The sequence below is a fragment of the uncultured Sphingomonas sp. genome (assembly GCF_913777625.1).
GTDB lineage: Bacteria > Pseudomonadota > Alphaproteobacteria > Sphingomonadales > Sphingomonadaceae > Sphingomonas.
This window is the reverse complement of sequence record NZ_CAJYTI010000003.1, coordinates 109,126-135,650: the sequence shown is the minus strand read 5'-3', so window position 1 is coordinate 135,650 and position 26,525 is coordinate 109,126. Positions and strand designations below refer to the sequence as shown.

Sequence of the window (26,525 nt, the reverse complement as noted above, 5' to 3'; positions counted from 1 at the left end):
GCGCCTTGCGCGGCACGCCCGTGATGGCCCCGCCGCTTCGGCCGCCGTCGCGCACCCCCATCCCAACAGGTCAGGAATTCGCATGTTCGGCGGTATTGCCAAGTCGCTTTTCGGTTCGTCCAACGATCGTTACGTCAAGTCCTTGAAGCCGATCGTCCAGAAGATCGCCAGCTTCGAGCCCACGCTCCAGGCGATGGATGACAACACGCTGGCCGCGCAGACGATCAAGTTCCGCGAGCAGCTCGCCAACGGCGCCAAGCTCGACGACCTGCTGCCGGAAGCCTTCGCCACGGTGCGCGAGGCGGCACGCCGCGTGATCGGCCAGCGCCACTATGACGTGCAGATGGTCGGCGGCATCGTGCTCCACCGCGGCGAGATCGCCGAAATGCGCACCGGCGAGGGCAAGACGCTGGTGGCGACGCTCGCCACCTATCTCAACGCGCTGCCGGGCGACGGCGTCCACGTCATCACCGTCAACGACTATCTCGCCCGCCGCGACGCCGAGTGGATGGCGCAGGTCTATGGCTTCCTGGGCCTCACGACCGGCGTGATCGTGCCCAACCTCTCCGACCAGCAGCGCCGGGATGCGTATGCGTCGGACATCACCTACGGCACGAACAACGAGTTCGGCTTCGACTATCTGCGCGACAACATGAAGTACGACCGCGCGAGCATGGTGCAGCGCCCGTTCAACTACGCGATCGTCGACGAGGTCGACTCAATCCTGATCGACGAGGCGCGCACTCCGCTGATCATCTCGGGCCCCACCGACGACAAGTCGGAGCTCTACCTGAAGGTCGACGCGGTGGTGAAGCAGCTCGATGCCTCGACCTATGAAAAGGACGAGAAGCAGCGCACCATCGTGCTGACCGAGGAAGGCACCGAAGTGGTCGAGCGGCTGCTCGAGACTGCCGGGGTGCTGGAAGGCGCCAATCTCTACGACTTCGAGAACACCCAGGTCGTCCACCACCTGAACCAGGCGCTCCGCGCGAACGTGATGTTCAAGCGCGACACCGATTACATCGTCAAGGACGGCAAGATCGTCATCATCGACGAGTTCACCGGCCGCATGATGGACGGCCGCCGCTGGTCGGATGGTCTGCACCAGGCGGTGGAAGCCAAGGAAGGCGTGAACATCGAGCCGGAGAACCAGACGCTCGCCTCGATCACCTTCCAGAATTATTTCCGCATGTACCCCAAGCTGGGCGGCATGACCGGTACCGCCTCGACCGAGGCAGCCGAGTTCTACGACATCTACAAGATGAACGTCGTCACCATCCCGACCAACCTGCCGGTGCAGCGCGTCGACGACGAGGACGTGTTCTACAAGTCGACCGAGGACAAGTTCGCCGGCATCGCCAAGACGATCAAGCAGCATGCCGAGCGCGGCCAGCCGGTGCTGGTCGGCACCGTCTCGATCGAAAAGTCGGAGATGCTGTCGGAATTCCTTCACCGCGAAGGCGTGAAGCACGAGGTGCTCAACGCCCGCTTCCACGAGAGCGAGGCGCATATCGTGGCGCAGGCGGGCCGGCTGGGCATGGTCACCGTGTCGACCAACATGGCTGGCCGCGGCACCGACATCCAGCTGGGTGGCAATGTCGAGTTCCGCATCGCCGACGAACTGCGCGACATGCCCGAGGGGCCGGAGCGCGACGCCGCGATCGAGCGGATCAAGGCCGAGGTCGCCGAGGAAAAGGAAAAGGTGAAGGCTGCCGGCGGGCTGTTCGTGCTCGGCACCGAGCGGCACGAAAGCCGGCGCATCGACAACCAGCTGCGCGGCCGCTCGGGCCGCCAGGGCGATCCGGGCCTCAGCCGCTTCTACCTCAGCCTCGACGACGATCTGCTGCGCATCTTCGGCTCGAACACGCTGTTCTCGCGGATGATGCGCTCCAGCCTGGAAGATGGCGAGGCAATGCCGCCGTCGCGCTGGCTGAGCAAGGCGATCGAGACCGCGCAGCGCAAGGTCGAGGCGCGCAACTACGATATCCGCAAGCAGGTCGTCGAATATGACGACGTGATGAATGACCAGCGCAAGGTCATCTACGAGCAGCGCGCGGACATCATGGATGCCGATACCGTGGGCTCGGTTGTCGAGGACATGCGCCACGAGACGGTGAACGCGATCGTCGGCGAGGCGTGCCCGCCGAACAGCTACCCCGAGCAGTGGAACATCGAGGGGCTGAAGGCGCGCCTGGTCGACACGCTCAACCTCGACCTTCAGGTCGACCAGTGGGTGAAGGACGAGGAAGCGATCGATCCCGAGATACTCGAGACCCGCATCCGCGAGGCCGCCGACGCCGCGGTTGCCGAGAAGGCGGCCGAGCTGGAGCCGGAGACCTGGACCTCGATCGAGAAGTCGATCCTGCTCCAGAATCTCGATCATCACTGGAAGGAGCATCTCGCGATGCTCGACGCGCTGCGCCAGGTCGTCCACCTGCGCGCCTATGCGCAGAAGACGCCGATCAACGAGTACAAGCACGAGGCATTTTCGATGTTCCAGCGGATGCTCGACACGATCCGCGAGGACGTGACGCGCACCATGGCCTTCGCCCAGTTCCGCATGAGCCCGCCGCCGCAGCTGCCGGAACTGCCGGCGTTCCTGACGACGCACATCGATCCGCTGACCGGTGAGGACAATACCGCGGATTGGGACGGCGGCTCGGCCGGCCTGGTGACCACGCGGATCCCGCAGCTGAGCATTCCGCAGCCGGCGGGCGACGACTATGGCACCGATCCGGCGCAGTGGGAGGGGGTGGTCAGCCGCAACGCGCCGTGCCCGTGCGGCTCGGGGCTCAAGTACAAGCACTGCCACGGCCAGGTGGCGTAAGCGGCCATGCGTTCCCCTCCCGGATGCGGGAGGGGCGCGGACACGAAAAAGGGCGGTGCCGGGATGCCGGCACCGCCCTTTTCTGTTTCCGTTGCTATCGATCAGCGGTTCTGTGGCAGCTCGATCTTGGGGCCAAGCCGTTCCTTCACCTCGTGCGCGTCGAAGGCACGGATGTTGTCGGCGGGCTTGGGTCCTTTGCCCATCACGATCTCGGCCACGGCTTCGTAGCGGTCGACGGTGCGGATATCGACATTGCGGTCGAAGAACGGATCGCCCCAGAAGGGATCCCAGCTGCGCCAGCCCCAGCCCGGATTGTGGTAGCGCCAATAGGGGCCCCAGCCGCCCCACGGGCCGAACGCCGGACCACCGATGCCCGGGGTGGCGTAGGTCTGGGTCTTCTTCTCGGTGTCGCGGTTCGACAGGACGAAATAGTCATAGCCGTTCTGCAGCGTCAGCTCGGCCGACCGATAGAGCAGGTAGCGCTCGACGGTCTCGCGCGAGGTCAGGCTGTTGCCGGAAAAGCTCACCCGAAAGCGATTCTGTTCGATCTGCTCGTCCGAATAGCCGTTGCGCACCGATCCGCTGACCGAGGCCGGCTGGTACGGCGTGGCGGTCATGCACGAAGCAAGCGAGAGGCTGCCTGCGACCATCAGGCCGAGTGCTGCGAACCGCCGGCCCTTCTGTGATAAGATTGGCATTGTTCCTCCGAAACTTAACAAGCGAATACTCTCGCCGTGAGCCCCTCGAACGCACGGACCGGCGAAACTCTCCCGTGCGCTCACGCGGTGAGGCGTGGCACAGCCACGATTGACCGTTGCTGAACGGCAGCTGTCAACCCAGTCGTTCGGGGACTTCGCGGGCATCCTTGTCGAGCGCCGCGTGCGGCGCCATCGCTTCCCAGGGGAAGACGAACCAGTCCTTCTGAACCGCGCGGTCGATCGTCTGCGCGCCATATTCCACCCGCTGCGACGAGCGGATATTGTCCATCAGCACGGCGAAGCGGACCTGCTCCGCCACCGCACCTTCTGCGGCCAGTGCGGCGCGCAGCTCGCCGATCGTCTTGCCGCTGTCGTTGATGTCCTCGACGAACAACAGCCGCTCGCCCTCGCGGGTGCGCTGGGCGAGCACCGCGACCAGCTCCTCGCCGAACTGGGCGATGCGGGTGGAATGGTCGATCGAGACGAGCGGAAGGCCGACGCGGTGCGAGAGATAGACCGCCGGGGTCAGCCCGCCGCGGCCGACGCCGACCAGCAGGGTAGGGGCCCAGTCCGCCACCGCCTCGGCAATGGCGTGGACGCCGGCAACGAGCTGGTCATGGGTGAAGTGGGTGAAGACGATGTCGCTCATCACGCCGCCTCCGCAACCCAGGCGTCGATCGCCGTGCAGTGCGCCGCCACGGCCTCGTCGGGCAGGAACGAGCCCAGGAAGCTGTTGCGGGCCAGCGTGGCGAGCTGCCGCTTGCTCAGGCCCCGCCCACGGGCGACGGCGCGGTAATTCTCGCCGACATAGCCGCCGAAATAGGCGGGATCGTCCGAATTGACCGTCGCGCGCAGGCCCAGCGCCAGCATCCGGTCGATCGGATGCGCGTCGATGGTCTCGACGTTGCACAGCTTCACGTTGGACAGCGGGCAGACCGTGAGCGTCATCCCCGAGCGGACGAGTCGGGCGACCAAGGCGGGATCGTCGAGGCTGCGATTGCCATGGTCGAGCCGGTCGACCTGGAGCAGGTCCAGCGCCTCGCGAACATAGTCGGCAGGGCCTTCCTCGCCAGCATGGGCGACGCGCTTGAGGCCCTTCGCGGCGGCGGCGGCGAAGACGCGGGTGAATTTGGACGGCGGATGGCCCAGCTCGGACGAATCGAGCCCGACGCCGGCGATCTTGTCCAGCCACGGCTCGGCGGCTTCCAGCGTGCGGAAGGCGTCGTCCTCGTCCAGGTGCCGCAGGAAGCACAGGATCAGCGCCGAGGTTACCTCAAGCCGGCGCTCGGCGTCCGCCATGCCCGCCAGCAGCCCCTCGACCACCGTGCCCATGGCGATGCCGCGCGCGGTGTGGGTCTGGGGATCGAAGAAGATCTCCGCATGGCGCACGCCGTCCGCCGCCGCGCGCTCGAAATAGGCGATGGCGAGGTCGCGGAAATCGGCTTCGGTGCGCAGCACGTCCGCGCCGGCATAGTAGATGTCGAGAAAGTCCTGCAGGTTGGAGAATTCATAGGCCGCCCGCACCGCCTCGACGCTGTCGAACGGGATGGCCACGCCGTTGCGGCGGGCGAATTCGAACATCTGCTCGGGTTCGAGGCTGCCTTCGATGTGGAGATGGAGTTCGGCCTTGGGCAGGCCGGCGATGAATGCGTCGAGATCGTCCATCGCCCGAACATCGCAGCGGGGGCGGCGAGTCGCAAGCGCAACGCCCGGCGGACCCCAAGCGTTCGGTGCATCTATCGGGAGGCAGATCGGCCATGATCACCGCGGAGGAGGCAATGGATGCGGCACTGCGATTCGCGCAGCCGCCCTGTGATGATGCCCACGCGGTGCATGCCGATGCCCAGCCGGCGAGGATCGGCGACGTGGCGGTATGGTCGGTGACGATTCAGGAAGCGCCGATCGGGCCCGATGCCTGGATGGAGATTCACTGGCAGCCGGTCTCCTACTTCGTCGATGCGAAGGAGGGTCGGGTCATCGGCTTTGCGACGGAGCGCGGCACCACGATGCTGCGCCAGGATGCGGATATTGCAAGGATATCGGCGTTCGGGATATCGGGACCGGTCATAACCGGTCCCGACAACAGCAGATGGCTCCCCGAGTAGGATTCGAACCTACGACCATTCGATTAACAGTCGAATGCTCTACCGCTGAGCTATCGGGGACCACTCTGGTCAACCCCTCGGCGGTGGGTCACCGCGTCGGGAGGCGCGCCTTTAGCACCGGGTTTTCGAAAGGCGCAAGGGGGTTTATGCAATAAATTGTTCCATCGTTATCCGATCGTCCAACGCGTGCTCTGGATCGAACAGCAGCGTGAGGTCGCGCATGCGGTCGATCTCGACATGGACGTGCGCGACTTCGCGGATTTCGCGCTGGTCGGCGACGGCGCTGACCGGGCGCTTGTCCGCCTCCAGCACGCGGATATCGATGCGGGTCTTCTCCGGGAGAATCGCGCCGCGCCAGCGCCGCGGGCGGAACGGGCTGATCGGGGTGAGCGCCAGCAGGGCCGAACCGAGCGGGAGAATCGGGCCCTGGGCCGAAAAATTATAGGCGGTGGAGCCGGCGGGCGTGGCGACCAGGATGCCGTCGCAGACCAGCTCGGGGATCACGATTCGGCCGTTGATGGTCACCTCCAGCTTGGCCGTCTGGCGCGTCTCGCGGAGCAGGGAGGCTTCGTTGATCGCCGGGAGGACGCAGGTTTCGCCCTCGACCGTCGTGGCGGTCATCGCCAGCGGCGCCACGCGGAAGGGACGCGCGCGCTCCAGTCGTTGGGTGAGCCCGTCGAGCCGCCAGTCGTTCATCAGGAAGCCGACCGTGCCGAGGTTCATTCCGAACACCGGCAGCAGCCGGCGCCGTTCCAGCATGGCGTGGAGCGTCTGGAGCATGAAGCCGTCGCCGCCGAGCGCTACGACCTCCTCGGCTTCTTCGATCGGCACCCAGTCATAGGAATCGCGCAATTCCCCGGCGGCAGTCTGGGCGGGCGGGGTCGGCGAGGCGAGCAGCGCCCGCGGTTTCGTCGCGTTCATCCGCCGGTCACGCTCATGTGGCGGGAGACGGCGGGCGCGGCGCCGGCCTCGATCCGGAAATCGTGCCGCTCCGGCTTGGCGGCGAGCGCCCGATCGATCGCGTCGTCCACGGCTTGCAGCCCCCCGCTGCGAATCGCTTCTTTCAGGTCCACCGAATCCTCATGCCCCAGGCACATGTGCAGCCGTCCGTCGGTCGAGAGCCGAACGCGGTTGCAGCTTGCGCAGAAATTGTTGGTGAGCGGCGAGATCAGCCCCAGCCGGCTGGTCGTGTCGCCCACGCGCCAGTAACGCGCCGGGCCGCCGCTGTCGTGCGAATCGGCGGTCAGCTCGAACTGCGTCTTCAGCCGCGCCAGCACCTCGGGCAGCGGCAGGAAGCGATCGGCGCGGTCCTCGTCGATCACGCCCATCGGCATCGTCTCGATCAGCGAGAGGTCCATGTCGTGCTCGGTGACCCAGGCGAGCATCGGCGCGATTTCGTGCTCGTTGAGCCCGCGCAGCGCCACCATGTTGATCTTCACCCGCAGGCCCGCGCGCCTGGCTGCTTCGATGCCCTCGAGCACCTGTGCGACGTCGCCGTGGCGGGTGATGTAGCGGAAGGTCTCGGGATCGCGGCTGTCAAGGCTCACGTTGATGCGGCGGACACCGGCATTGGCAAGGCCTTGCGCATAGTCTGCCAGCCGCGTGGCGTTGGTGGTAAGCGTGAGCTCGTTCAGCCCCATGCCGATCCGCGTGCCGAGCTGCTCGACCAGGGTCATCATGTTGCGGCGGACGAGCGGCTCGCCCCCGGTTAGCCGGATCTTGGTAACGCCGCGAACGATGAAGCGGCCGGCAATCGCCGCCAGTTCTTCCAGGCTGAGCACCGCCTCGCGGGGCAGGAAGGTCATGTGCTCCGCCATGCAATAGCGGCAGCGCAGGTCGCAGCGGTCGGTGACGGAGATGCGCAGATAGCGGATCGCGCGACCATGGCGATCGACCAGCGTGGGCGGCGTCGCAAGGGCTTGAGCGCTGGCCATATCCGTCGAGGTAGGGCGTCGAACGCCCCTGCACAAGGCTTGGATGGCGGAGCGCCAAAGGAGCCGCTATCGGAGGGGCATGGAAGAAGGGTTTACGATCGTCCAGAGTACCGCCCCGGCCGCCGAAGTGCCGGTGTTCGTGCTCTCGTTCCGGCAGCGGGACGAGGTGGCGGCAGCGGCGGCAGGCGGGGGCTGGCGGGTCGTGGCGGCGCGGCGCAGCGAGGGGCTGGAAACGCGGTTCCTCGCGAGCGGTGCCTCGGTTGCGGTGATCGACGCGCGAGGCGCGATGAGCGAGGGGCTGGACGCGGCCCGGCTGCTGGGGCCGACGGTGAAGGCGTACGGCGCCGCGCTGCTGATCCTCGTCTCGCAGAGCGACACGGTGCATATGGGCCGCTTCTACGAGGCTGGCGCGACGCATTTCCTCGGCAGCCCGATGTCGTCGGCCGCGATCGCCCATGCGATCCGCTTTGCCGAACGCTATGTCGAGCGCCTGTCCGGCTGGGCGGGGCAGGGGGCCAGCATCGCCAATCCGCTCGGCTGGCGATTCGACCCCGGCTCGGGGTCGATCGAATTGACCCCGGCGCTCGCCCAGCTGCTCGATCTGCCGGAAGCGCCGGGGCCGCGCGCGCTGTTCGGCCGACTGGAGCTCTCCGATCGCCGACTCGCCTGGGCAGCATTGCGGCGCCTCCGCGAGGCCGGGTCGACTGCCTTTGCGCACGATCTGCCCGGCAAGGGTCGGGTGGTGCAGCACTTGCAATATGATGCGGAGACCGGCCAGATCGACGCGCTGGTCGAGCCGCTCGGCCTCGCGCCCGATGCCGGCGCCGCCGTGCGCGACGTGCTGACCGGCGCGCGCGATGCCTCCAGCGCCCGGCGCTGGATCGATCGCCTGCTCGAGAAGGGCCAGCGGGTCGGGCTGGTACTGGTGGGGCTCACCCGCTTCGATACGATCAACACCGCCTATGGCCGTCCTGCCGGGGACGAACTGCTCCGCAGCGTCTCGCGCCGGGTGGCGGAGGCGGCGCGCGAGACCCTGGGATCGGAGGCGGTGGTCGCGCGAATCGGCGGATCCGATTTTCTCGCCGCGGCCGTCGACCCCGGCACTTCGGCGCTGCGCACCGCCGCGCGGCGGATCGAGGAGGCGCTGGCGCGTCCCTTCGTCGCCGCGGGCGAGCTCGTCCATCTTGGCGCCAAGGTCACGCTCACCGAGAGCGTGACCGGCGACGGGGCGGCCAGCCTGCTGCGCCGGGCGAGCGAGACGCTGCTTGGCGAAGGCCCGGTGCGGCCGGGAAGCGGGCCATCGATCGAGTCCCTCATCGGCGATTTGCGACGGGGCATCGAACGCGGTGAGATCGGCGTGTTGTTCCAGCCGCAGGTAGCGGTCGCGACGGGCCAGATCACCGGCGTGGAGGCGCTTGCCCGCTGGCAGCATCCCCAGCATGGCGAGATCGGTGCGGAACCGCTGTTCACCGCGGCCGATCGCGCCGGCCTTGCGGGGGTGCTGAGCGAGCATGTCCAGCGCCGCGCGCTCACCATCGCGGCGCACTGGCCGCGATCGCTGTCGGAGCTGCGTCTGTCGATCAACGTCACCGCCGGCGATGTCGGCCGCCCCGGCTTCGGCGAGAGCCTGCTGCGCTGGGTGGATGCCACCGGCTTCCCGCGGCACCGCCTGACGCTGGAGATCACCGAAAGCGGCATCATGGCGGATCTGAGCGAGGCGGCCGATCTGCTTTCGGAACTCCGCACCGCCGGCTGCCGGGTGGCGATCGACGATTTCGGCACCGGCTATTCCAGCCTTGCCTATCTGAAGGCACTGCCGCTCGATTACCTGAAGATCGACAAGAAGCTCTCCAACGAGATCACCGGCTCGCCGCGCGATCGCATCGTGGTGCGCGGGGTGATTGACATGGCCCGGTCACTGGGGCTGGCGGTGGTCGCCGAAGGGGTGGAGACCGAGGCGCAGCTCGACCTGCTCGCCAAGGAAGGCTGCCAATATTTCCAGGGCTTTCTCTGCTCGCCCCCGATCGACGTGCCGGCGCTCGCGGCACTGGTGCGCGACTGGTGAGCGGCGAGAGCGTCACCGGCGTTTGGTACGGCCGCTGGGCATCGGAGACGGCCTGGGTGACGCCGAACCGCTTTATCGCGCTCCTCGACGAGCAGGCCGGCAGGATTAGCGGCACGGTCAGCGAGCCGGATCTGCAGGGCGGCATGCCCCTGCATGCGATGCTGCGGGGCGCACGCAGCGGCGGCGCGATCCACTGGGTCAAGCAATATGACGGCGCCGGGCGGCTCGCCCACGCCGTCCACTATGCGGGCGATGTGCGCGAGGACGCCACGCGGATTACCGGCACATGGCGCTTTTCAACCTATTCCGGCACGTTCGCGATGGAACGCGAAAGGTTCAGCGTCGAGGAACTCTCGGAAGAGATCCTGCTCGAGGTGCCGGTCCGCTGACCCCGATCAGAGGTCCGGGCGGGTGAGTGCCGGTACCGCGGCAGCCGGCAGGGGCCGGTAGCCGCCGAAGCGGGCACCGGTGCGCTCGGTGCGGAACTGCGATGCCAGATTGGCGAGCTCGCCCACCTCCTGGGTGAGGTTCTGCGCGGCCGCCGAGGTCTGCTCCACCATCGCCGCGTTCTGCTGCGTCGCCCGGTCCATGTCGCCGATGGCGTGGGAGATTTCGCTGATCGCCGTCGACTGCGCGCCATTGTCCGTCGCCATGCTGCCAAGCAGATCATGCACCTGGCTGACGTCGCCGGAAATGTTGGCGAGCGCACCGTCCACCTTCTGCACCGCATCGACCGCGGTGACGATTTCCGCCTGGGTCATGGTGAGCTGTTCGCGGGCGCGGCCGGCCTCTTCCTCTGCGCGCATCGCCAGCGCGGACACCAGGTCTGCGACGACCGCGAAGCCGCGGCCCGCCTCGCCGGCGCGGCCGGCTTCGACCGCGGCGTTCATGGCAAGAACGCGCGTCTGGAAGGCGATCTTGTCGAGACCCTCGATCACGCTGTCGGTACCCTTCGCGGCTTCGGACACGCGGCCCATCGCCTGCACGGCTTCCTCGGCAATCGCCCGGCCCTGGCCGACTGTGGCGATCGCCTGGTCGGCCCGGGTGACGGTGTGCTTCGCCGCTTCCGCGGTGGAGCGGAAGCGCGCGTCCATCTGCGAGACGGCGGCCGTGGTTTCCTCGAGGCTTGCGGCATTGCCCTGGGTGCGGCGCGACAGATCCTCGGCCGCCTGCGAAATCTCGGTGATGCCCGATCGGATCCGCATCGTGCCATCGCCCACGGCGGCCAGCATCTCTCGGATGCGGGTGAGCGTCCTGTTGTAGCTTTTCTCCAGCCCGGCAAAGCTCGACGGCATCCCGTTCAGCTCGTTGGTGAGATCGCCCTCGGCGAGCGAATGGAGCGCCGTTTCGAAGGCGGCGATCGCCGCATCGCGCTCCGCCTGCGCTTCTTCGAAATAGATTGACAGCGAGACTTCCATGTCGAGCAGCGCGGCCTTCACCAACGCGACCGTGGCCTTTTCGGTGCTGGGGCCGCGGAACAGGCGCAGCAAGCGGCGGAACGGGCTGTTGAGGCGGTGAACGCCGGCGATCAGATGCTGCAGGACGATCGCATAGCTGCCGACATACCAGCGCGGCTCCAGGCCGATATGCGCGTGGGTGGCGCCGATGCGGCGAGCGCTGGCGTGGTAGTCGTTGTTGAACTCCGCCGCTGCGATCCGCGCCCAATGCTTTTGCTGGGCAGACTTGGCGCGCGACATATGCGCCTGATCACGAAAGAAGCGGGCCGTCTCCGGCGTGGCGGAGGCGCGCGCGTAGAATTGATCGAGCGCATCCCCCAGCGTCGCTTCCACCCAGGGCTGGGTTGCTCGCAGCGCATCGCGCTGGCGTTCATCCATTTCCATGAAGGTCAGCCGCGACTTCATCTGTTCGGGCACAATCGATCCTCTTGCTACGCCTGCCAGGGGTTCGCGCCGAACGCGACTAACCCATCTTAATCATCATAGTATGTCCCTTGGGGCAGGTGGGCCCGTTAAGTATAATTCCTGTGGATAGCGCGGTGGGTCGGCGACAAGTGCCTGAAAGCCTGTCTTTCGCCGATGTTGCCCGACGGTGTCCGATGGAATACGTTTGCTCAATCGGATCGTTTCGTTGCGGTATCGACTGGCGCTGGCGATCCGTCCTGTTTGGCATCATCTGCAAGAGGGTGGCTACATGTTGCTGCTGATAGGGCTCGTTGTTGCGGCACAACAGCCGGACGCTGCAGCCATCGATTCCGCGATGCTGCAAAGCGTCGCTGGGTGGAACAGCGGCGATGTCGACAAATTCCTTCAGATTTACTCGGATGGGCCGGAGACCAGCTTCGTCGCCGGAGCGGATCTTGTGCGCGGCAAGCCTGCGATGAAGGTACGATATCAGACGAAATATGATTTCGCCGATCCGATCAAGCGCGGCGCGCTGACCATCGAACGGCTGGACTATCGGCCGCTCGGGCCCGGCTATGCCTTGTATATCGGCCGCTACACCTTGCGGTATGCCGATGGACGTACGGCCTCCGGGCCCACCAGCCTCGTGCTGCACCGCGAGGCCGGGGGCTGGAAGATCATCGCCGATCACAGCAGCTGAGCGCGGCGGCTCAGCCCGCCGCCTTGGCGAGCCCCCGCGAGAGCTGGAGCGCGCCGTGCAGCCGTGCCGCCGGGTTCGCCCAGGCACGATTGATGACGAGCTTCATGTCGGGCCGTAGCCGCGCCGTTTCGCCCAGCTTCTCGACATAGGCGATCAGCCCGGCGGGGTTGGGGAACTGGTCATTGTGGAAGGTGACCAGCGCGCCCTTCGGCCCCAGGTCCAGCTTGGCGATGCAGGCGTTCTTGGCGTTGAGCTTGGTCTCGATCAGGCGCAGCAGGTTCTCGGTCGGCTCGGGCAGCTTGCCGAAGCGGTCGATCAGCTCGGCGGCGAAGCTCTCGATGCCATCGGTCTCCTCCACCTCGTTGAGGCGGCGATAGAGGCCCATGCGCAGGTCGAGGTCGGGCACATAGTCTTCGGGGATCATGATCGGTGCATCGACGGTGATCTGCGGCGACAGGTCCTTCGGCCGGGCATCGTCGCGCAGGCCGCCGGCCTTGGCCTCCATGATCGCCTCTTCCAGCATCGACTGGTAGAGTTCGTAGCCGACTTCCTTGATGTGGCCCGACTGCTCGTCGCCGAGCAGATTGCCGGCGCCGCGAATGTCGAGATCGTGGCTGGCGAGCTGGAAGCCGGCGCCCAGGCTTTCGAGGTCGGACAGGACCTTGAGCCGCTTTTCCGCCGCCTCGGTCATCTGCCGCTCGGGCGGCGTGGTCATGTACGCATAGGCGCGCGTCTTGGCGCGGCCGACGCGACCGCGCAGCTGGTAAAGCTGGGCGAGCCCGAACTTGTCCGCGCGGTTGATGATCAGCGTGTTGGCGCTCGGGATATCGAGCCCGCTTTCGACGATGGTGGTCGAGACCAGCACCTCGAACTTCTTGTCGTAGAAGGCGGACATCCGCTCCTCGACTTCCGTTGGTGACATCTGGCCGTGGGCCACGACATAGCGAACCTCGGGCACGTCGTTGCGGAGGAATTCCTCGATCTCGGGCAGGTCGGCGATGCGGGGGGTGACGAAATAGCTCTGGCCGCCGCGATAATGTTCGCGGAGCAGCGCCTCGCGCAGCACCACCGGATCCCAGGGCATCACATAGGTACGCACCGCCAGGCGGTCGACGGGCGGGGTCTGGATCACCGAGAGTTCGCGCAGGCCGCTCATCGCCATCTGCAGCGTGCGCGGGATCGGCGTGGCGGTGAGGGTGAGGACGTGGACGTCGGTCTTGAGCGCCTTTAGCCGCTCCTTGTGCGTCACGCCGAAGCGCTGCTCCTCGTCGACGATGACGAGGCCCAGCCGCTTGAAGTCGATGTTCTTCGCCAGCACCGCATGGGTGCCGACCACGACATCGATCGTGCCGGCGGCCAAGCCTTCCTTGACCTTCTTGGTCTCGGCAGCGGTGACGAGGCGGGAGAGGCGGCCGATCTCGAGCGGGAAGCCTTCGAAGCGCGCCTTGAAATTGTTGTAATGCTGGCGGGCGAGCAGGGTGGTGGGGCACACGACCGCCACCTGCATGCCGGCCATCGCCGCGACGAAGGCGGCGCGGAGCGCGACCTCGGTCTTGCCGAAGCCGACATCGCCGACGACGAGCCGGTCCATCGGGCGGCCGGCGGCGAGGTCCGAGAGTACGTCGCCGATCGCGCGATCCTGATCGTCGGTTTCCTCATACGGGAAGCGGTCGACAAAGGCGGGATAGCCGCCATGATCGGGCTCGGCGACATCGGCGCCGCGGGTGGCGCGCAAGGCCGCCGTGGCGATCAGCTCGCCCGCGATCTCGCGGATCCGCTCCTTCATCCGCGCCTTGCGGCGCTGCCAGGCCTCGCCGCCCAGCTTGTCGAGGCTCGCGCCTTCCTCGCCCGAGCCGTAGCGGCTCAGCACTTCGAGGTTCTCGACCGGCACGTAGAGCTTGTCGCCGCCGGCATATTCGAGCGCGACGCAATCGTGCGGCGCTTTCTGTACCGGGATCTGGGTCAGCCCCTCATAGCGGCCGATGCCGTGGTCGAGGTGGACGACAAGGTCGCCCGGCGACAGCGTCGCCAGTTCCTGCAGGAAGGCATCGGTATTCTTGCGGCGCTTCGATCGGCGGACGAGCCGGTCGCCGAGCATATCCTGCTCGGTGAGCACCGCCACGTCGGGCGCGGTGAAGCCATGGTCGAGCGGCAGCACGACCAGTGCCACCTGCAGCCCGCTGCCATTGGGATTGGCCACGCCCAGCGCCGGCTGCCAGCCGTCGACCGGCACCGCGCCGGTGAGGCCGTGGTCCTCGAGCAGGCCCTTCAGCCGCTCGCGCGCGCCGTTGGAATAACTGGCGAGCACCGGCTTTCGGCCTTCCTTGCGCAGTGCCTTGAGGTGCGCGACGACCGCCTCGTAGACGTTGCTGCCGGCGGCACGTTCGGGCGCGAAATCGCGCGGGCCGTCGACGCCGAATTCGACGACGCGATCCGATTCGGGCTCGTGGAATGCGGTCGCGAGATGCATCGGCTCGCTGTCGATCCGCGCCTGCCACTCCTTGGCGAGCAGATAGAGGTCGCCGGCCTTGAGCGGACGATAGCTGCCCGGATCGGCGGACTGCGCCCGGATACGGTTGTCCTGATAATCCTTGATCGCGTCGAAGCGCTGTTCGGCGGCGGCGGGCGCGCCGCTGTCGCGGACGATCACCGTAGTGTCGGGCAGGTGATCGAACAGCGTTTCCATCCGCTCTTCGAATAGCGGCAGCCAATGCTCCATGCCCGCCAGGCGGCGGCCTTCGCTGATCGCCTGGTAGAGCGGATCGCCCGTGGCGGTCGCGCCGAACCGGTCGCGATAACCGCTGCGGAAGCGCTTGATGCTTTCCTCGTCGAGCAGCGCCTCGCTCGCGGGCAACAGGGTAAAGCCGTCGACCCGGCCGGTGGTGCGCTGGTCCTGCGGATCGAAGGTGCGGACGCTCTCGATTTCGTCGCCGAAGAAGTCGAGCCGCAGCGCCTGCTCGGCGCCGCTCGGAAACAGGTCGACCAGGCCGCCGCGCACCGCGAATTCGCCATGGTCGTTGACGGTCTCGACCCGCACGTAGCCATTGGCCTGGAGGAGCCCCGTCAACTTGTCGAGCCCGATCCTCTCACCGGGTGCGAGGCGCGCGACCAACTGGCGGATACGGAAGGGGGTGAGCGTGCGCTGGGTGGCAGCGTTGACGGTGGTGACGAGCAGGCGGGGTGCCTCGCTCTTGCCCTGCAGCGCATGCAGCGTCGCGAGCCGTTCCGACATCACGCGCAGGGTCGGGCTGGCACGGTCATAGGGGAGGCAGTCCCAGGCCGGATAGGTAAGGACATCCAGTTCCGGCGCGAAGAAGGCGGCCGTTCCCGCGATCGCGCGCATGCCGGCCTCGTCGGCGGCGATGAACACGGTCGTGCGGCTCGCGCGGGCGAGATCGGCCAGCATCCAGGGCAGGAAGCCGCCCGGCACGCCGGCGAGCGTGAGCGGATGCTTTGCGGAAAGGATCGTCTTCAGGTCGGGCATGGTATCTCGTGTCGGGAGCGATCAGGATGTTCGCGCGATCCGCCGCCGTCATCGTCGGGACAGGGCGCGCGACGGGTACGGATCACTCGGAAATCGGAACGTAATTCAGGGTCTTGAGCGCTTCGAGGATGGTACCCCGATAGCGTTCGGGCGCTTCCGCGGTTCCCATCGCCCAGGCCATGATATCGACATCCTGCTCCTCGAGCAGCGTTTCGAACAACGTGATCTCCGCCTCGTCCCACCGCTCCCCATGCTGGTCGAAGAAGCCGCCGATCAGCAGATCGGCTTCCTTGGTGCCGCGATGCCAGCTGCGGAAGCGGAGGCGCTTGAGGCGGGTTTCTCTGTCCATGATGGGCCTTTTCGAACGGCAAAGCACCGGCATCGCGCCAGGCGCGGCCGGTCTTGGTGGATCACGTTGCCTGCAGATAGGTGTCCCCGCGGGCAAAGGCCAGCGGGCTCTTCCGGGGCCGGGCTTGGACGGGTTGTTAACCCAACTGCGCTAGACCTCCAGTCTCTTTGGGACTTCTAGGGCTAGGGTAGGATGAGCGACTCGGTGACCAACAAGCTGCGTTTCGTGATGCTGAAGTCGATCAACGGCGAACCGATGCTCGTCAACATCTCGGCCGTCCGCACCGTCAGCACGATCAACATGGCCGGTGAGGATGTCGGCGTGATCTCGTTCGGCAAGGATCACGAAGTCGTGATCGGGTCGTCGGTCCCGGAAGTGGTGCAGGCGATCGAAGCCGCGCTCGCCAGCCACAGCCCGATCTTCCTCAACGCCTGAGCCATTTGTCAGCCGCCCCGCCGCACGATAGGGCGGGGCGATGCGTCCCGAGCTTCTCAACCCGCTGTTCGCCGAAGTCACTGCGCTGAAGGGCATCGGCCCGGCGCTCGCGAAGCCGATGGAGAAGCTGGGACTGGCGCGGGTGGTGGATATCGCCTTCCACCTGCCGACCGGTTTCGTCGACCGCATTCCTCGCGACGAACTCGACATGGCCGATTCGGGCAAGGTGATCGCGATCGCCCTGACGCCCGTGCAGTATCGCTTCGGTGGCGGACCGCGCTCGCCGGCGCGGGTGCAGGCGGTCGACGCCAAGGGCAACCATGTCTCCCTGGTCTATTTCGGCGGCAGCTCGGGCTGGGCCAAGAAGCTGCTGCCCCTCAATGAGCCGCGCTGGGTCTCGGGCAAGCTCGAACACTATGGCCAGGACCTGCAGATGGTCCATCCGGACCATGTCCTGCCGCTCGACCAGGTGGAGAGCGTCGGCGGGCGCGAAGCGATCTATCCCTGTTCGGAGGGCATTACTTCCAAGCGGATCGCCGCGCTTGCCGCGCAGGCGATCGAGCGTGCGCCCGATCTCCCCGAATGGATCGAACCCAGCCTGAAGGCGCAGAAGGGCTGGCCGGACTGGCGCGAAGCGATCGCGCGAATCCATGCCGATCCGGCCGATGCCAAAGCGCGCGAGCGGCTCGCCTATGACGAGGTGTTTGCCAACCAGTTGGCGCTGCTGCTGGTGCGTGGCGAGGCGCGGGCCAAACGGGGGCGTCCGCTAGCCGGCGATGGTCGCCTGCGCGACAAGCTGAAGCTGCCCTATGCTCCCACCGGTGCGCAGAGCCGCACCATCACCGAGATCGAAGGCGACATGGCCCAGACGCAGCCGATGCTGCGGATGCTGCAGGGCGATGTCGGCTCGGGCAAGACGCTGGTGGCGACGATGGCGCTGCTGATCGCGGCGGAGGCGGGAGCGCAGGGCGCGCTGCTCGCGCCGACCGAAATCCTCGCCCGCCAGCATTACGAGACGCTCAGCCGCACACTGGCCCCGCTCGGCGTCAACGTCGCGATCCTAACCGGCCGCGACAAGGGCAAGGCCCGCGAGGCGACGCTGATGGGGCTGGCGGCCGGCGAGATTGACATCCTGATCGGCACCCATGCGATCTTCCAGGAAGGCGTGACCTATCGCGACCTCGGGCTGGTGGTGGTCGACGAGCAGCACCGCTTCGGCGTCGCCCAGCGGATGATGCTGCAGGCGAAAGCGGAACGCCCGCCGCACCTGCTGGTGATGACCGCCACCCCGATCCCCCGCACGCTCACGCTCGCTCAATATGGCGAGATGGACGTCAGCCGGCTCGACGAGATGCCCCCCGGCCGCCAGCCGATCGAGACGAGCGTGATCTCGGAAGAGCGGCTCGGCGAAGTGGTCGGCGGGCTGGGGCGCCACCTCGCAGGTGGCGGGCAGGCCTATTGGGTGTGCCCGCTGGTCGAGGAAAGCGAAAAGAGCGACCTCGCCGCCGCCGAGGCGCGCGCGGCCGAGCTGCAGGCGCATTTCGGTGACAAGGTCGGGCTGATCCATGGCCGGATGAAGGGGCCGGAGAAGGACGCGGTGATGGCGCGCTTCTCCGCCGGCGAACTCGGCGTGCTGGTCGCGACGACGGTGATCGAGGTCGGCGTCGACGTGCCGAACGCGACGCTGATCGTGATCGAGCATGCCGATCGCTTCGGCCTGGCCCAGCTCCACCAGCTGCGCGGACGCGTCGGGCGGGGCGGGGGACGTTCGGTCTGCGTGCTGCTGCGCGGCAACCATCTGAGCGAAACCGCGCGTGCCCGGTTGGCGCTGATGCGCGAGAGCAATGACGGCTTCCGCATCGCCGAGGAAGACCTGCGGCTGCGCGGCGCGGGCGAACTGCTCGGCACGCGCCAGTCCGGTGACATGCAGTTCCGCCTGGCGGAGCCCGACATGCTGGGCGCGTTGTTGCCGGCGGCGAATGGCGATGCGCGGCTGCTCGTCGACCGGGACGGCGGACTGAGCGGCGAGCGCGGCCAGGCGGCGCGGGTGGCGTTGTATCTGTTCGAACGCGATGCCGCAGTGGGTTTGCTGCGCGCCGGGTGACTATCGGCGCCGCAGCTCCGCCAGCAGCGGGGCGTAGTCGGCAGGGTCGACCGGCTGAAGGAACTGGCAGCCGATCCGGCCGCCCAGGGCCCACCGGACTTCCGCCCCCGTTTCGCCGAGGTGCGGCAGCTGGATGCGCACGAGGTCGCCTGGCTCCAGCGACGCGCCGCTACGGGCCATCAGCCCCTCGCGCGAGACATTGACGATGAGCAAGGCCAGCGACGCCGCGTCGGGTCCTGCCGCGCGCGTGCGATATTCCACCTCGTCACGACGAAGCAACCGATCCTCGAGGCTCGCCAGATTAGTACCTGTCACGCTCACACGCCCCTCGTCACATACTGGAGGTACGGGTCAGACTATAGTCTCAAGCGGTAAACGGGCACGCAAAGCCGATGGTTAATGCGGCTTAGCCCTGCGGGGTCAGCAGCCCGTGATGCTTCTTGCCGGCGGAGAGGCGAACCTCGCCCGAGACGGCGATGGTCGCGGCCTCGTCGTCGATCTTCTCGCCTTCGACGCGCGCGCCGCCGCCCTTGATGAGCCGCCGCGCTTCGCCCTTGGAGGCGCAGAAACCCAGGCCGACCAGCGCATCGACCACGCTGATGCTGCCGTTTACCGCCAGTGTCGGCAGCGCGCCGCCCGCGGCACCTTCCTCGAAGGTCTTGCGCGCGGTCTCGGCGGCCTCCTCCGCGGCGGCGCGGCCGCGGCACATCGCGGTCGCTTCGTTGGCGAGGATTTTCTTCGCCTCGTTGATCTCGGCGCCTTCCAGCGCCTCCAGCCGGGCGATCTCGTCGAGCGGCAGATCGGTGAACAGCCGCAGGAAGCGGCCGACGTCGCGGTCGTCAGTGTTCCGCCAGAACTGCCAGTAATCATAGTGCGGCAGCTGGTCGGGGTTGAGCCACACCGCGCCGGACATGGTCTTGCCCATCTTGCCGCCGTCCGCCGTGGTGATCAGCGGGGTGGTGACGCCGTAGACCTCGGTGCCGTCGACGCGGCGCGACAGCTCGATGCCGTTGACGATGTTGCCCCACTGGTCCGATCCGCCCATTTGCAGGCGGCAGCCCGCGCGGCGCGACAGCTCCAGGAAGTCATAGCCCTGGAGGATCATGTAGTTGAATTCGAGGAAGCTCAGCGACTGCTCGCGGTCGAGCCGCAGCTTGACCGAATCGAAGCTCAGCATCCGGTTGATCGAGAAGTGCCGGCCGATGTCGCGCAGGAACGGGATGTATTCGAGCTTGTCGAGCCAGTCGGCATTGTCGACCATCACCGCGTCGCTGGGGCCGTCGCCGAAGGTCAGGAAATTCTCGAACACGGTCTTGATCGAGGCGATGTTGCTGCTGATCGTGTCGAGCGTCAGCATCTTGCGGGCTTCATCCTTGAAGCTGGGGTCGCCGATCTTGCCGGTACCGCCGCCCATCAGCACGATCGGCTTGTGGCCCGCCTGCTGGAGACGGCGCAGCAGCATGATCTGCACCAGGCTGCCGACGTGGAGCGACGGTGCGGTCGGATCGAAGCCGATATAGCCGGGCACGATCTGCTTGGCGGCGAGCGCGTCGAGGCCCTCGGCGTCGGTCACCTGGTGAATGTAGCCGCGCGAGGCGAGCAGGCGGAGCAGATCGGAGCTGTATTCGGTCATAGTGGGAGGGCGCATAGCCAAAGCCGGCGCCCACGTCATCCCCGGCCGCTCAGTCCTGCGTCTGCAGTTCCCAGCTCGCGTGCTGCACGTCGTGGCGCTTGGCGAGATGGGCGATGATGCTGTCCAGCTCGGCATCGAGTGCTGCGGTGGAAACGAGACGCGCGCGCAGCTCGATGCGCTCGTCGGGGCGCTCGATCGTCTCGATCTCGGCGACCGGATAGCGCATCAGTTCCAAGTGGTCGGTCAGCAGGTCGCGCAGCCGGTCGACCTCGGCGGGGACGGTGGTGAGCATGACGAAATAATGCGCCTCAACCTGCCCTCCGGCGAGCGGCACGCGATTGATCGCGTTGACGATGGGGCGCAGCAGGGTGTTGCCGGCAATCACGAAGATCGCGAGTGTCGCCGCCTCGGCCGCCATGTCGCTGCCCGCGCAGGCACCCACCGCCGCCGAGCACCACAAGGTCGCCGCGGTGTTGAGCCCGCGGACGTTCATGCCCTCCTTCATGATAACGCCGGCGCCGAGAAAGCCGATGCCCGAGACGACATAGGAGATCACCCGCACCGCCTCGAGATCGCCGGCGATGCGCTGGGCGAGATCGACGAACGCCGCGGATCCCAGCGCGACCAGCGCATTGGTCCGCAGGCCGGCGGTGCGCTGGCGGAACTGTCGCTCCGCGCCGATCGCCGCGCCGAGGACCAGCGCGAGGGTGTAACTCAGCAGCGTGTCGCAATAGGCGGCGAGGTGGAAGGTGTGGAGAAACTTCATCGGTGCAGCTCTATGGAGGAATTGTTGCGCTGCCATGGCCTTTCGATGCGGGCAAGCGCATCGATCGATGCTGACGACGGCTCCGTTTCCACGCTAGAGCGGTGAGATGCGCTATTGCCTGCTGTCGCACCCCGCGATGCCGCCGAAGTCCGTGTCGTCCGTCCAATGCGTCATCCAGCGGGACGGCGATGCGCTTCGCTTGACCTATACGGTCGCCGCAGCGCCGGGCGCCTTGCTGCTCCCGGCAAGCGCGTTGCCCGTGCGCACCGACGGCCTGTGGCAGACGACGTGCCTCGAACTGTTCGTCGCAGATGCCCACGCGGCCTATCGCGAGTTCAACTTCGCGCCATCGGGGCAATGGGCTGCCTATGGCTTCGCGGCCCGGCGCGAAGGCGTCGCGCCGCTGGCGATGCCCGAGCCGCCCGCGATCCAGCTGGTGGCCCGCGAGGGCGAGACGATCCTTTCCGTCGTTCTCCCCGGCATCGGCCCCGGCCCGCTGCGTCTCGGCATCACTGCGGTGATCGAGGAGACGGACGGCACCAAATCCTATTGGGCGCTGCGCCATGGCGGAGATGCGCCCGATTTCCACGATCCCGATTGCTTTGTCGCCCAACTGCCGCCAGCAGACTGACATGCTTTTCGGAATCGATCGCCTCCTCGCCGAACCCGACCTCCGCGCCCCCCTGCAGGGCAAGCGCGTCGCGCTGCTCGCGCATCCCGCCTCGGTGACGGCGGACCTCACGCACAGTTTGGACGCGCTGGTCACCGCCGGCGTCAACATTTCGGCGGTGTTCGGCCCCCAGCACGGCGTCCGCGGCGACCTGCAGGACAATATGATGGAGTCGCCGGACTTTACCGATCCGCAGTACGGCGTCCCCGTGTTCAGCCTCTACGGTGAGGTCCGACGCCCGACCGAAGCGTCGATGGACACGTTCGACGTGATGCTGGTCGACCTGCAGGACGTCGGCTGCCGCATCTATACCTTTGTGACGACGCTGCTCTACGTGCTCGAAGCCGCCGCCAAGCATGGCAAGGCGGTATGGGTGCTCGATCGCCCCAATCCCGCCGGTCGCCCGGTCGAGGGGCTGACGCTGCTGCCGGGTTGGGAAAGCTTCGTGGGTGCCGGGCCGATGCCGATGCGCCACGGCATGACGCTGGGCGAGCTCGGCCACTGGTTCATCGCGCACTATGGCCTCGACGTCGAATATCGCGTCATCGCGATGCAGGGCTGGCAGCCCGAGGCGGGGCCTGGGTACGGCTGGCCTGCTGAGCGCCCCTGGATCAACCCGAGCCCCAATGCCGCCAACGTCAACATGGCGCGCGCCTATGCCGGCACGGTGATGCTCGAAGGCACGATGCTTTCCGAAGGCCGCGGCACCACCCGCCCGCTCGAGCTGTTCGGCGCGCCCGATCTGGATGCGCGGGCGGTGATCGCCGAGATGCAGCGCCTTGCCCCCGAATGGCTGATCGGCTGCACCCTGCGCGACATGTGGTTCCAGCCGACCTTCCACAAGCATGTCGGCCAGCTCTGCGCCGGCGTGTTTCTCCATGCCGAGGGGCCGGCCTATGACCATGCCGCGTTCCGCCCGTGGCGGATGCAGGCGCTCGGCTTCAAGGCGATCCGCGCGCTTACTCCCGACTATGCGCTCTGGCGCGACTTCCCCTACGAATATGTGTTCGACAAGCTGGCGATCGACGTGATCAACGGCGGCCCTGGCCTGCGCGAATGGGTCGACGATGCCGCCGCGACGCCTGCCGATCTCGACGCGATCACCCTGCCGGACGAATCCGCCTGGACTTCCGTTCGCCAGCCGCACCTGCTCTACTGATGGAGGGCACGATGGTGGCACCCGAACGCGCGCTCTGCGGCCTGATCTTTGCGGTCGAGGAAGCGCAGGATCGGCCCGGCACGCTGGTCGCCAGCCTGCCGTTCGGCGGCATGACCCTGCTCGAATACCAGATTCGCCTGCTCGCGGGAATCGGCGCGGAGCAGGTGCTGGTCGCGGTGGGCAAGGTGACCCCGCAGTTCCTCGCAGCGATCGAGCGGGCGGGGCGCGGGCAGCTGAAGGTCGACATCGTCCGATCGGCCGAGGAAGCCGCGGAGAAGGTGCTGCGCGACGCCGATGTGCTGGTGCTGGCGGATGGCCTCGTCACGATCGATCCAGTGATGGAGCGCATGGCGGCCGAGCCGCACGCGGCGCTGCTCGTTACCGACGATGCCGAGTCGCCCGCCGCGATCGAGCGGCTGGACATGCGCCATTGCTGGGCCGGCATCGCCCGGATCGAGACGCGCCATCTTGCCCAAATCGCGAACATGCCCGAGGACTATGATTTCCAGTCTGCGCTGCTGCGCGTAGCGGCGCAATCGGGGGCACTACAGGTGTCGTTGGCGCCGGGATGGGCGCGTGCCGGCCATGCCGTCGAACGCAGCGGGGAGGGGCTTGCCACCCGCAACGACGCGGTGCTGGCGGCATTGAGCGATCGCCGCACGATCTGGGCCGATCGCTGGGTGTTCACCCGCACCGCGCGCTTCGTGCTCCCGCAGCTGATGGCGCGGGAGGTGCCGGACTGGGCGGCGCTGGTGCTGGGCGCTGTGGTGTCGGTCGCTGCGCTGCTTACCATTCTCGCCGGCTGGGAGGGCGTCGGCGCATTGGTGGCGCTGTTCGCGACGCTGAGCTTCGCAACGGCCGCATCGCACGCGGCCCTGCGCGGCGAGGAAATTCGTGCGCGCAAGACTGAGTTGGCGGTTTTGGTGCTGCTCGGTCTGCTGCTGACGGCGGTCGGCTGGCGCGAGTTCCGGGCGATCGGTACCGGTGTGCCGCTGCTCCTCGCCGGCGGCGGGATCGCCTTGCAATTGCTGGTCGAGCGGGTGCCGGTGCTTCGCCGCCGCTGGTGGGCCAATGCCGCGGGGCAATTGCTGGTCTTTTCTCCCTTTGCGTTGTTCGGCCATGCGACGCTCGGGCTGGGTGCCGTGACGCTCTATGCGCTGGCGACATTAACGGCGGCAATCGAAGGGCTTCGCGACAAGTCTTAGGCTGGGCTTAAGCCCTGTCGGTTAGACAGGGCCGATGGCGCAGAATGCATCCGATCCGCGTGGGGTGCGACCCAGCGCGGTACTGGACCTCGCCGCGCGTGCCGCGGCGGCGGAAACGCATGCCGATGCGCTGCGCGATGCGACCGCCCGCGACTTCGCGATCCCCGAGGCGCTGCGGCTGGACGAACGGACCCGCAGCGGCATCGCACTGCGGATCGAGAGCATCATCACCTCGATCGAAGCGGGCCTGCTGTACGCCGTCGCGCCGCTCGGGTTCCCCGGCATAGGGCCGACGCTGCCGCTGCTGCGGCGCGCGGGGCTGGCGGCCGACGCCGCGCTGGTGGGCGAGGTGCTGGCGCAGGTGCGGCTTGATCAGCTCGCTCAGGGGCTGCCGCACCATGCCCCGCGCGATCCGGCGCGGCCGAGCCTGCTCGGGCGGCTCGCCGAGCACCCGGTCGAGGCGCTGGCAGGGGCGGCGCGCTCGCTGATGGTCGCGGAAAGCAGCGCGCGCAGTCCTGAAGCGGGACATTGGCAGTTGCCACGGGACTTGCATCGCCAGCTGCTTTGGTGGGTTGCCGCTGCCATGCGCGAACAAGCGGGAACCCTGGCCGGCGTGGCACTCGACGAGGCACTCTGTGCTGCCGTCGCCGCCGAACATGCGCGGTTCGAGCAGCGCGCGCAGGACCAGCCCGAAGCGGCTTCGTGCCAACTGGTGGCGCTGCTCGCGCCGGCCCCGCGCGAGCGTGCGGCGATGCTGGTGGAAGCCCTGGCCGATCGGCGGTTGCCCCTCTTCCTCGCCCTGATTGCCCAGGCGGGCGGGATCGCCTTTGCGGACGCACGCGCGCTGGTGCTCGATCCCGGCGCCGAGCGGCTGCTGCTGGTGCTGCATGCCCTTGCGATCCCCCGCGATTCGCTCGCGCAGATCGGCTTCCTGCTGTGCGACGCCGATCCCGGCCGTGATCTTCCGGCGCTGGTCGATGCGCTCGATGCCCTGGATGCGCAGGATTTCGGGGCCGGCCGCGATCTTCTCGCGCGGCTGCGGCTCGATGCCGACTATCGCGCAGCGCGCAGTGCGATCGGCGGTGCGCGAGCGGCAATACCTTGACGCGCTCGCTCGATCCGGTGGTTCCGCTCGCGATCGCGCGGCTGGATGCGGAAGGGCGGCTGGTCGATGCCGAGCCGCGGCTGCGTGCGCTCAACGATCGCGCCGGCGGCGGTATCGGCGCGCCGCTTGCCCTGCCGGGGGTGGCGGCGATTGCGGCGCTTGCCCACCGGCTCGGCATTGCGGTGTCGCGAGCGGCGGTCGCGGCGGACGGCGAGGAGGAACTGGACCTCTGGGTGCGGGCCGGGCCGGAGCGCGGCGGGGTTCGGCTGGAGGTCAGCGGCTGGCGGTCGCGCCCGGCCTGGCGACCAGCGGGGGCGACCGATCGTGACGGCGACTTCCTGCGGGCGAGCAGCGACTGGCTGTGGGAAACCGATGCGGCGCTGCGCCTGACCTTTCTGTCGCCGGAGATCGCGTCGCACCACGGTTTCGATCTGCGGGCGCTTCTCGGCCAGCCTCTCACGCGCCTTTTCGCGCTGGCGCGGGACGAAGCGGGGCAACTGCCGATCCACTCCGCCATTGCCGCACGCGCGCGCTTCGACGGGCAACATGCGGAGCTCCGTGGCACGGGTCGGATGGTGCGGCTGGAAGCGAGGCCGCGCAGCGATCCTGCCGGCCGCTTCGCCGGGTTCGTCGGCGCAGCGCAATTGCTCGACCCGGTACCCGATGCAAGCAACGAGGCCTCGCCAAGCCGCGGAAGCGCCACCGGCGGCTTTCCGCGGGACTTCGGCAAGCGGCTCGAACGCGCGCTGCGTGCGCCGCTCGCCCGGATCATCGCCAACGCCGAGTCGATCGGCGCGCAAACCGAAGGGCCGATCCGCGGCGATTATGCGGCCTATGCCACCGACATCGCCGCGGCAGGGCGGCACCTGCTGGGGCTGGTGCAGGATCTCGTCGAGCTTCATGCCATCGACCATGCCGATTTCGTCACCACGCCCGAGGCCATCGATCTGGCCGATGTCGCGCGGCGTGCGGCCGGCCTGTTCGGCTTGCAGGCCGCCGAGGCCGGCGTGCGGATCCAGGCACCCGAGCCCGAGGTGAAGCTGCCGATCCGCGCAGAATTCCGTCGAACGCTGCAGATCCTCGTCAATCTGATAGGCAATGCGATCCGCTATAGCGATCGGGGCGGTACGGTCTGGGTGCGGGGGGAGCGCGATGGCGATACCGCCTGCGTGATCGTCGCAGATCAGGGCAAGGGGATCGCGGCCGACGAGCAGGCCCGCATCTTCGAGAAGTTCGCGCGGGTCGACCCGACGGAACCCGGCGGCAGCGGCCTGGGCCTGTATATCGCGCGCCGGCTGGCGCGCGCGATGGGCGGGGATCTCACCGTCGACAGCGCACCGGGGCAGGGCGCCCGGTTCGTGCTGATGCTGCCCCTGCGCGAGGGAGTGGAGCGCCCGTCTCCTCCGGCGGGCGCTCCCTGAACG

23 protein-coding genes and 1 tRNA gene are annotated in these 26,525 nt (G+C 67.7%); 12 read left to right on the top strand and 12 right to left on the bottom strand.

Features of this window, described 5'->3' with window-relative positions:
• Positions 1-82: 82 nt before the first annotated feature.
• Entirely contained in the window at positions 83-2,827 is a 2,745-nt protein-coding gene (gene secA / locus QZ814_RS02030; RefSeq protein ID WP_294329402.1) for a preprotein translocase subunit SecA, read from the top strand.
• A 101-nt stretch (positions 2,828-2,928) separates the two neighbouring features.
• Here secA and QZ814_RS02025 read toward each other — a convergent pair whose 3' ends face one another.
• The 3 genes from QZ814_RS02025 to QZ814_RS02015 form a co-directional block, all read right to left on the bottom strand.
• Positions 2,929-3,444, bottom strand: a complete 516-nt coding sequence (locus QZ814_RS02025; protein WP_294329401.1) for a hypothetical protein — start codon at positions 3,442-3,444, stop codon at positions 2,929-2,931.
• Between the two features lie 214 nt (positions 3,445-3,658).
• Positions 3,659-4,174: a phosphoribosyltransferase family protein gene (locus QZ814_RS02020; RefSeq protein ID WP_294329400.1), complete on the bottom strand. Its 516-nt coding sequence runs from the start codon at positions 4,172-4,174 to the stop codon at positions 3,659-3,661.
• Positions 4,174-5,190 (bottom strand): adenosine deaminase, encoded by a 1,017-nt coding sequence (locus tag QZ814_RS02015; protein ID WP_294329399.1) that lies wholly within the window; start codon positions 5,188-5,190, stop codon positions 4,174-4,176. Before QZ814_RS02015 ends, QZ814_RS02020 begins: the two co-directional genes overlap by 1 nt.
• A 92-nt stretch (positions 5,191-5,282) precedes the next feature.
• Here QZ814_RS02015 and QZ814_RS02010 point away from each other — a divergent pair, with 92 nt between their 5' ends.
• Positions 5,283-5,630, top strand: coding sequence for a hypothetical protein (locus tag QZ814_RS02010; protein WP_294329398.1), 348 nt, complete (start codon positions 5,283-5,285; stop codon positions 5,628-5,630).
• On the opposite strand, the gene QZ814_RS02005 is transcribed toward QZ814_RS02010, so the two are convergent.
• The 3 genes from QZ814_RS02005 to moaA form a co-directional block, all read right to left on the bottom strand.
• A tRNA-Asn gene (locus QZ814_RS02005) sits at positions 5,616-5,690 on the bottom strand. The genes QZ814_RS02010 and QZ814_RS02005 overlap by 15 nt on opposite strands.
• 84 nt (positions 5,691-5,774) lie before the next feature.
• Positions 5,775-6,551, bottom strand: coding sequence for an NAD kinase (locus QZ814_RS02000; RefSeq protein ID WP_294329397.1), 777 nt, complete (start codon positions 6,549-6,551; stop codon positions 5,775-5,777).
• Positions 6,548-7,564 carry a GTP 3',8-cyclase MoaA gene (gene moaA, locus QZ814_RS01995; protein ID WP_294329396.1) on the bottom strand — a complete coding sequence of 339 codons (1,017 nt, stop codon included), beginning with the start codon at positions 7,562-7,564 and terminating at the stop codon, positions 6,548-6,550. Before moaA ends, QZ814_RS02000 begins: the two co-directional genes overlap by 4 nt.
• 79 nt (positions 7,565-7,643) lie before the next feature.
• Between moaA and QZ814_RS01990 the strand changes: the two genes are divergently transcribed.
• Together QZ814_RS01990 and QZ814_RS01985 are read left to right on the top strand one after the other, a co-directional pair.
• The gene (locus tag QZ814_RS01990) at positions 7,644-9,629 is read left to right on the top strand and encodes a bifunctional diguanylate cyclase/phosphodiesterase (RefSeq protein WP_294329395.1); all 1,986 of its coding nucleotides are present in this window, start codon (positions 7,644-7,646) and stop codon (positions 9,627-9,629) included.
• Positions 9,626-10,018, top strand: coding sequence for a hypothetical protein (locus tag QZ814_RS01985; RefSeq protein ID WP_294329392.1), 393 nt, complete (start codon positions 9,626-9,628; stop codon positions 10,016-10,018). The genes QZ814_RS01990 and QZ814_RS01985 overlap by 4 nt, the downstream gene beginning before the upstream one ends.
• 6 nt (positions 10,019-10,024) lie before the next feature.
• Here the strand turns inward: QZ814_RS01985 and QZ814_RS01980 are convergent, their stop codons facing one another.
• Positions 10,025-11,491, bottom strand: coding sequence for a globin-coupled sensor protein (locus QZ814_RS01980; RefSeq protein WP_294329420.1), 1,467 nt, complete (start codon positions 11,489-11,491; stop codon positions 10,025-10,027).
• Between the two features lie 205 nt (positions 11,492-11,696).
• On the opposite strand from QZ814_RS01980, the gene QZ814_RS01975 reads away from it, so the two are divergent.
• The gene (locus tag QZ814_RS01975) at positions 11,697-12,191 is read left to right on the top strand and encodes a DUF4440 domain-containing protein (RefSeq protein WP_294329391.1); all 495 of its coding nucleotides are present in this window, start codon (positions 11,697-11,699) and stop codon (positions 12,189-12,191) included.
• A 10-nt stretch (positions 12,192-12,201) separates the two neighbouring features.
• Here the strand turns inward: QZ814_RS01975 and mfd are convergent, their stop codons facing one another.
• Positions 12,202-15,675: a transcription-repair coupling factor gene (mfd, locus tag QZ814_RS01970; RefSeq protein WP_294329389.1), complete on the bottom strand. Its 3,474-nt coding sequence runs from the start codon at positions 15,673-15,675 to the stop codon at positions 12,202-12,204.
• Between the two features lie 82 nt (positions 15,676-15,757).
• Positions 15,758-16,024: a succinate dehydrogenase assembly factor 2 gene (locus QZ814_RS01965; RefSeq protein ID WP_294329387.1), complete on the bottom strand. Its 267-nt coding sequence runs from the start codon at positions 16,022-16,024 to the stop codon at positions 15,758-15,760.
• A gap of 192 nt (positions 16,025-16,216) precedes the next feature.
• Here QZ814_RS01965 and QZ814_RS01960 point away from each other — a divergent pair, with 192 nt between their 5' ends.
• Both QZ814_RS01960 and recG read left to right on the top strand, forming a co-directional pair.
• Positions 16,217-16,459 (top strand): hypothetical protein, encoded by a 243-nt coding sequence (locus QZ814_RS01960; RefSeq protein ID WP_294329386.1) that lies wholly within the window; start codon positions 16,217-16,219, stop codon positions 16,457-16,459.
• A gap of 40 nt (positions 16,460-16,499) precedes the next feature.
• Entirely contained in the window at positions 16,500-18,563 is a 2,064-nt protein-coding gene (recG, locus tag QZ814_RS01955; protein ID WP_294329385.1) for an ATP-dependent DNA helicase RecG, read from the top strand.
• Here recG and QZ814_RS01950 read toward each other — a convergent pair whose 3' ends face one another.
• From QZ814_RS01950 to QZ814_RS01940, 3 genes are all read right to left on the bottom strand, one after another.
• Entirely contained in the window at positions 18,564-18,878 is a 315-nt protein-coding gene (locus tag QZ814_RS01950) for a PilZ domain-containing protein (protein ID WP_365897938.1), read from the bottom strand.
• Between the two features lie 91 nt (positions 18,879-18,969).
• Entirely contained in the window at positions 18,970-20,196 is a 1,227-nt protein-coding gene (tyrS, locus tag QZ814_RS01945; protein WP_294329383.1) for a tyrosine--tRNA ligase, read from the bottom strand.
• 49 nt (positions 20,197-20,245) lie between these two features.
• Positions 20,246-20,962, bottom strand: coding sequence for an MgtC/SapB family protein (locus QZ814_RS01940; protein ID WP_294329382.1), 717 nt, complete (start codon positions 20,960-20,962; stop codon positions 20,246-20,248).
• Between the two features lie 151 nt (positions 20,963-21,113).
• Between QZ814_RS01940 and QZ814_RS01935 the strand changes: the two genes are divergently transcribed.
• Genes QZ814_RS01935 through QZ814_RS01915 form a run of 5 tightly spaced genes read left to right on the top strand, consistent with a single transcriptional unit; the run spans position 21,114 to position 26,522 of the window.
• Positions 21,114-21,593, top strand: coding sequence for a DOMON-like domain-containing protein (locus tag QZ814_RS01935; protein ID WP_294329380.1), 480 nt, complete (start codon positions 21,114-21,116; stop codon positions 21,591-21,593).
• A gap of 1 nt (position 21,594) precedes the next feature.
• On the top strand, positions 21,595-22,791 hold the full coding sequence (locus QZ814_RS01930) for a DUF1343 domain-containing protein (RefSeq protein ID WP_294329379.1): 1,197 nt from the start codon (positions 21,595-21,597) through the stop codon (positions 22,789-22,791).
• On the top strand, positions 22,791-23,996 hold the full coding sequence (locus QZ814_RS01925; RefSeq protein ID WP_294329377.1) for a hypothetical protein: 1,206 nt from the start codon (positions 22,791-22,793) through the stop codon (positions 23,994-23,996). The genes QZ814_RS01930 and QZ814_RS01925 overlap by 1 nt, the downstream gene beginning before the upstream one ends.
• 34 nt (positions 23,997-24,030) lie before the next feature.
• Positions 24,031-25,101 (top strand): DUF2336 domain-containing protein, encoded by a 1,071-nt coding sequence (locus QZ814_RS01920; protein WP_294329376.1) that lies wholly within the window; start codon positions 24,031-24,033, stop codon positions 25,099-25,101.
• Complete coding sequence (locus QZ814_RS01915; RefSeq protein WP_294329375.1) at positions 25,098-26,522, top strand: ATP-binding protein; 1,425 nt, start codon at positions 25,098-25,100, stop codon at positions 26,520-26,522. The genes QZ814_RS01920 and QZ814_RS01915 overlap by 4 nt, the downstream gene beginning before the upstream one ends.
• Positions 26,523-26,525: the final 3 nt, after the last annotated feature.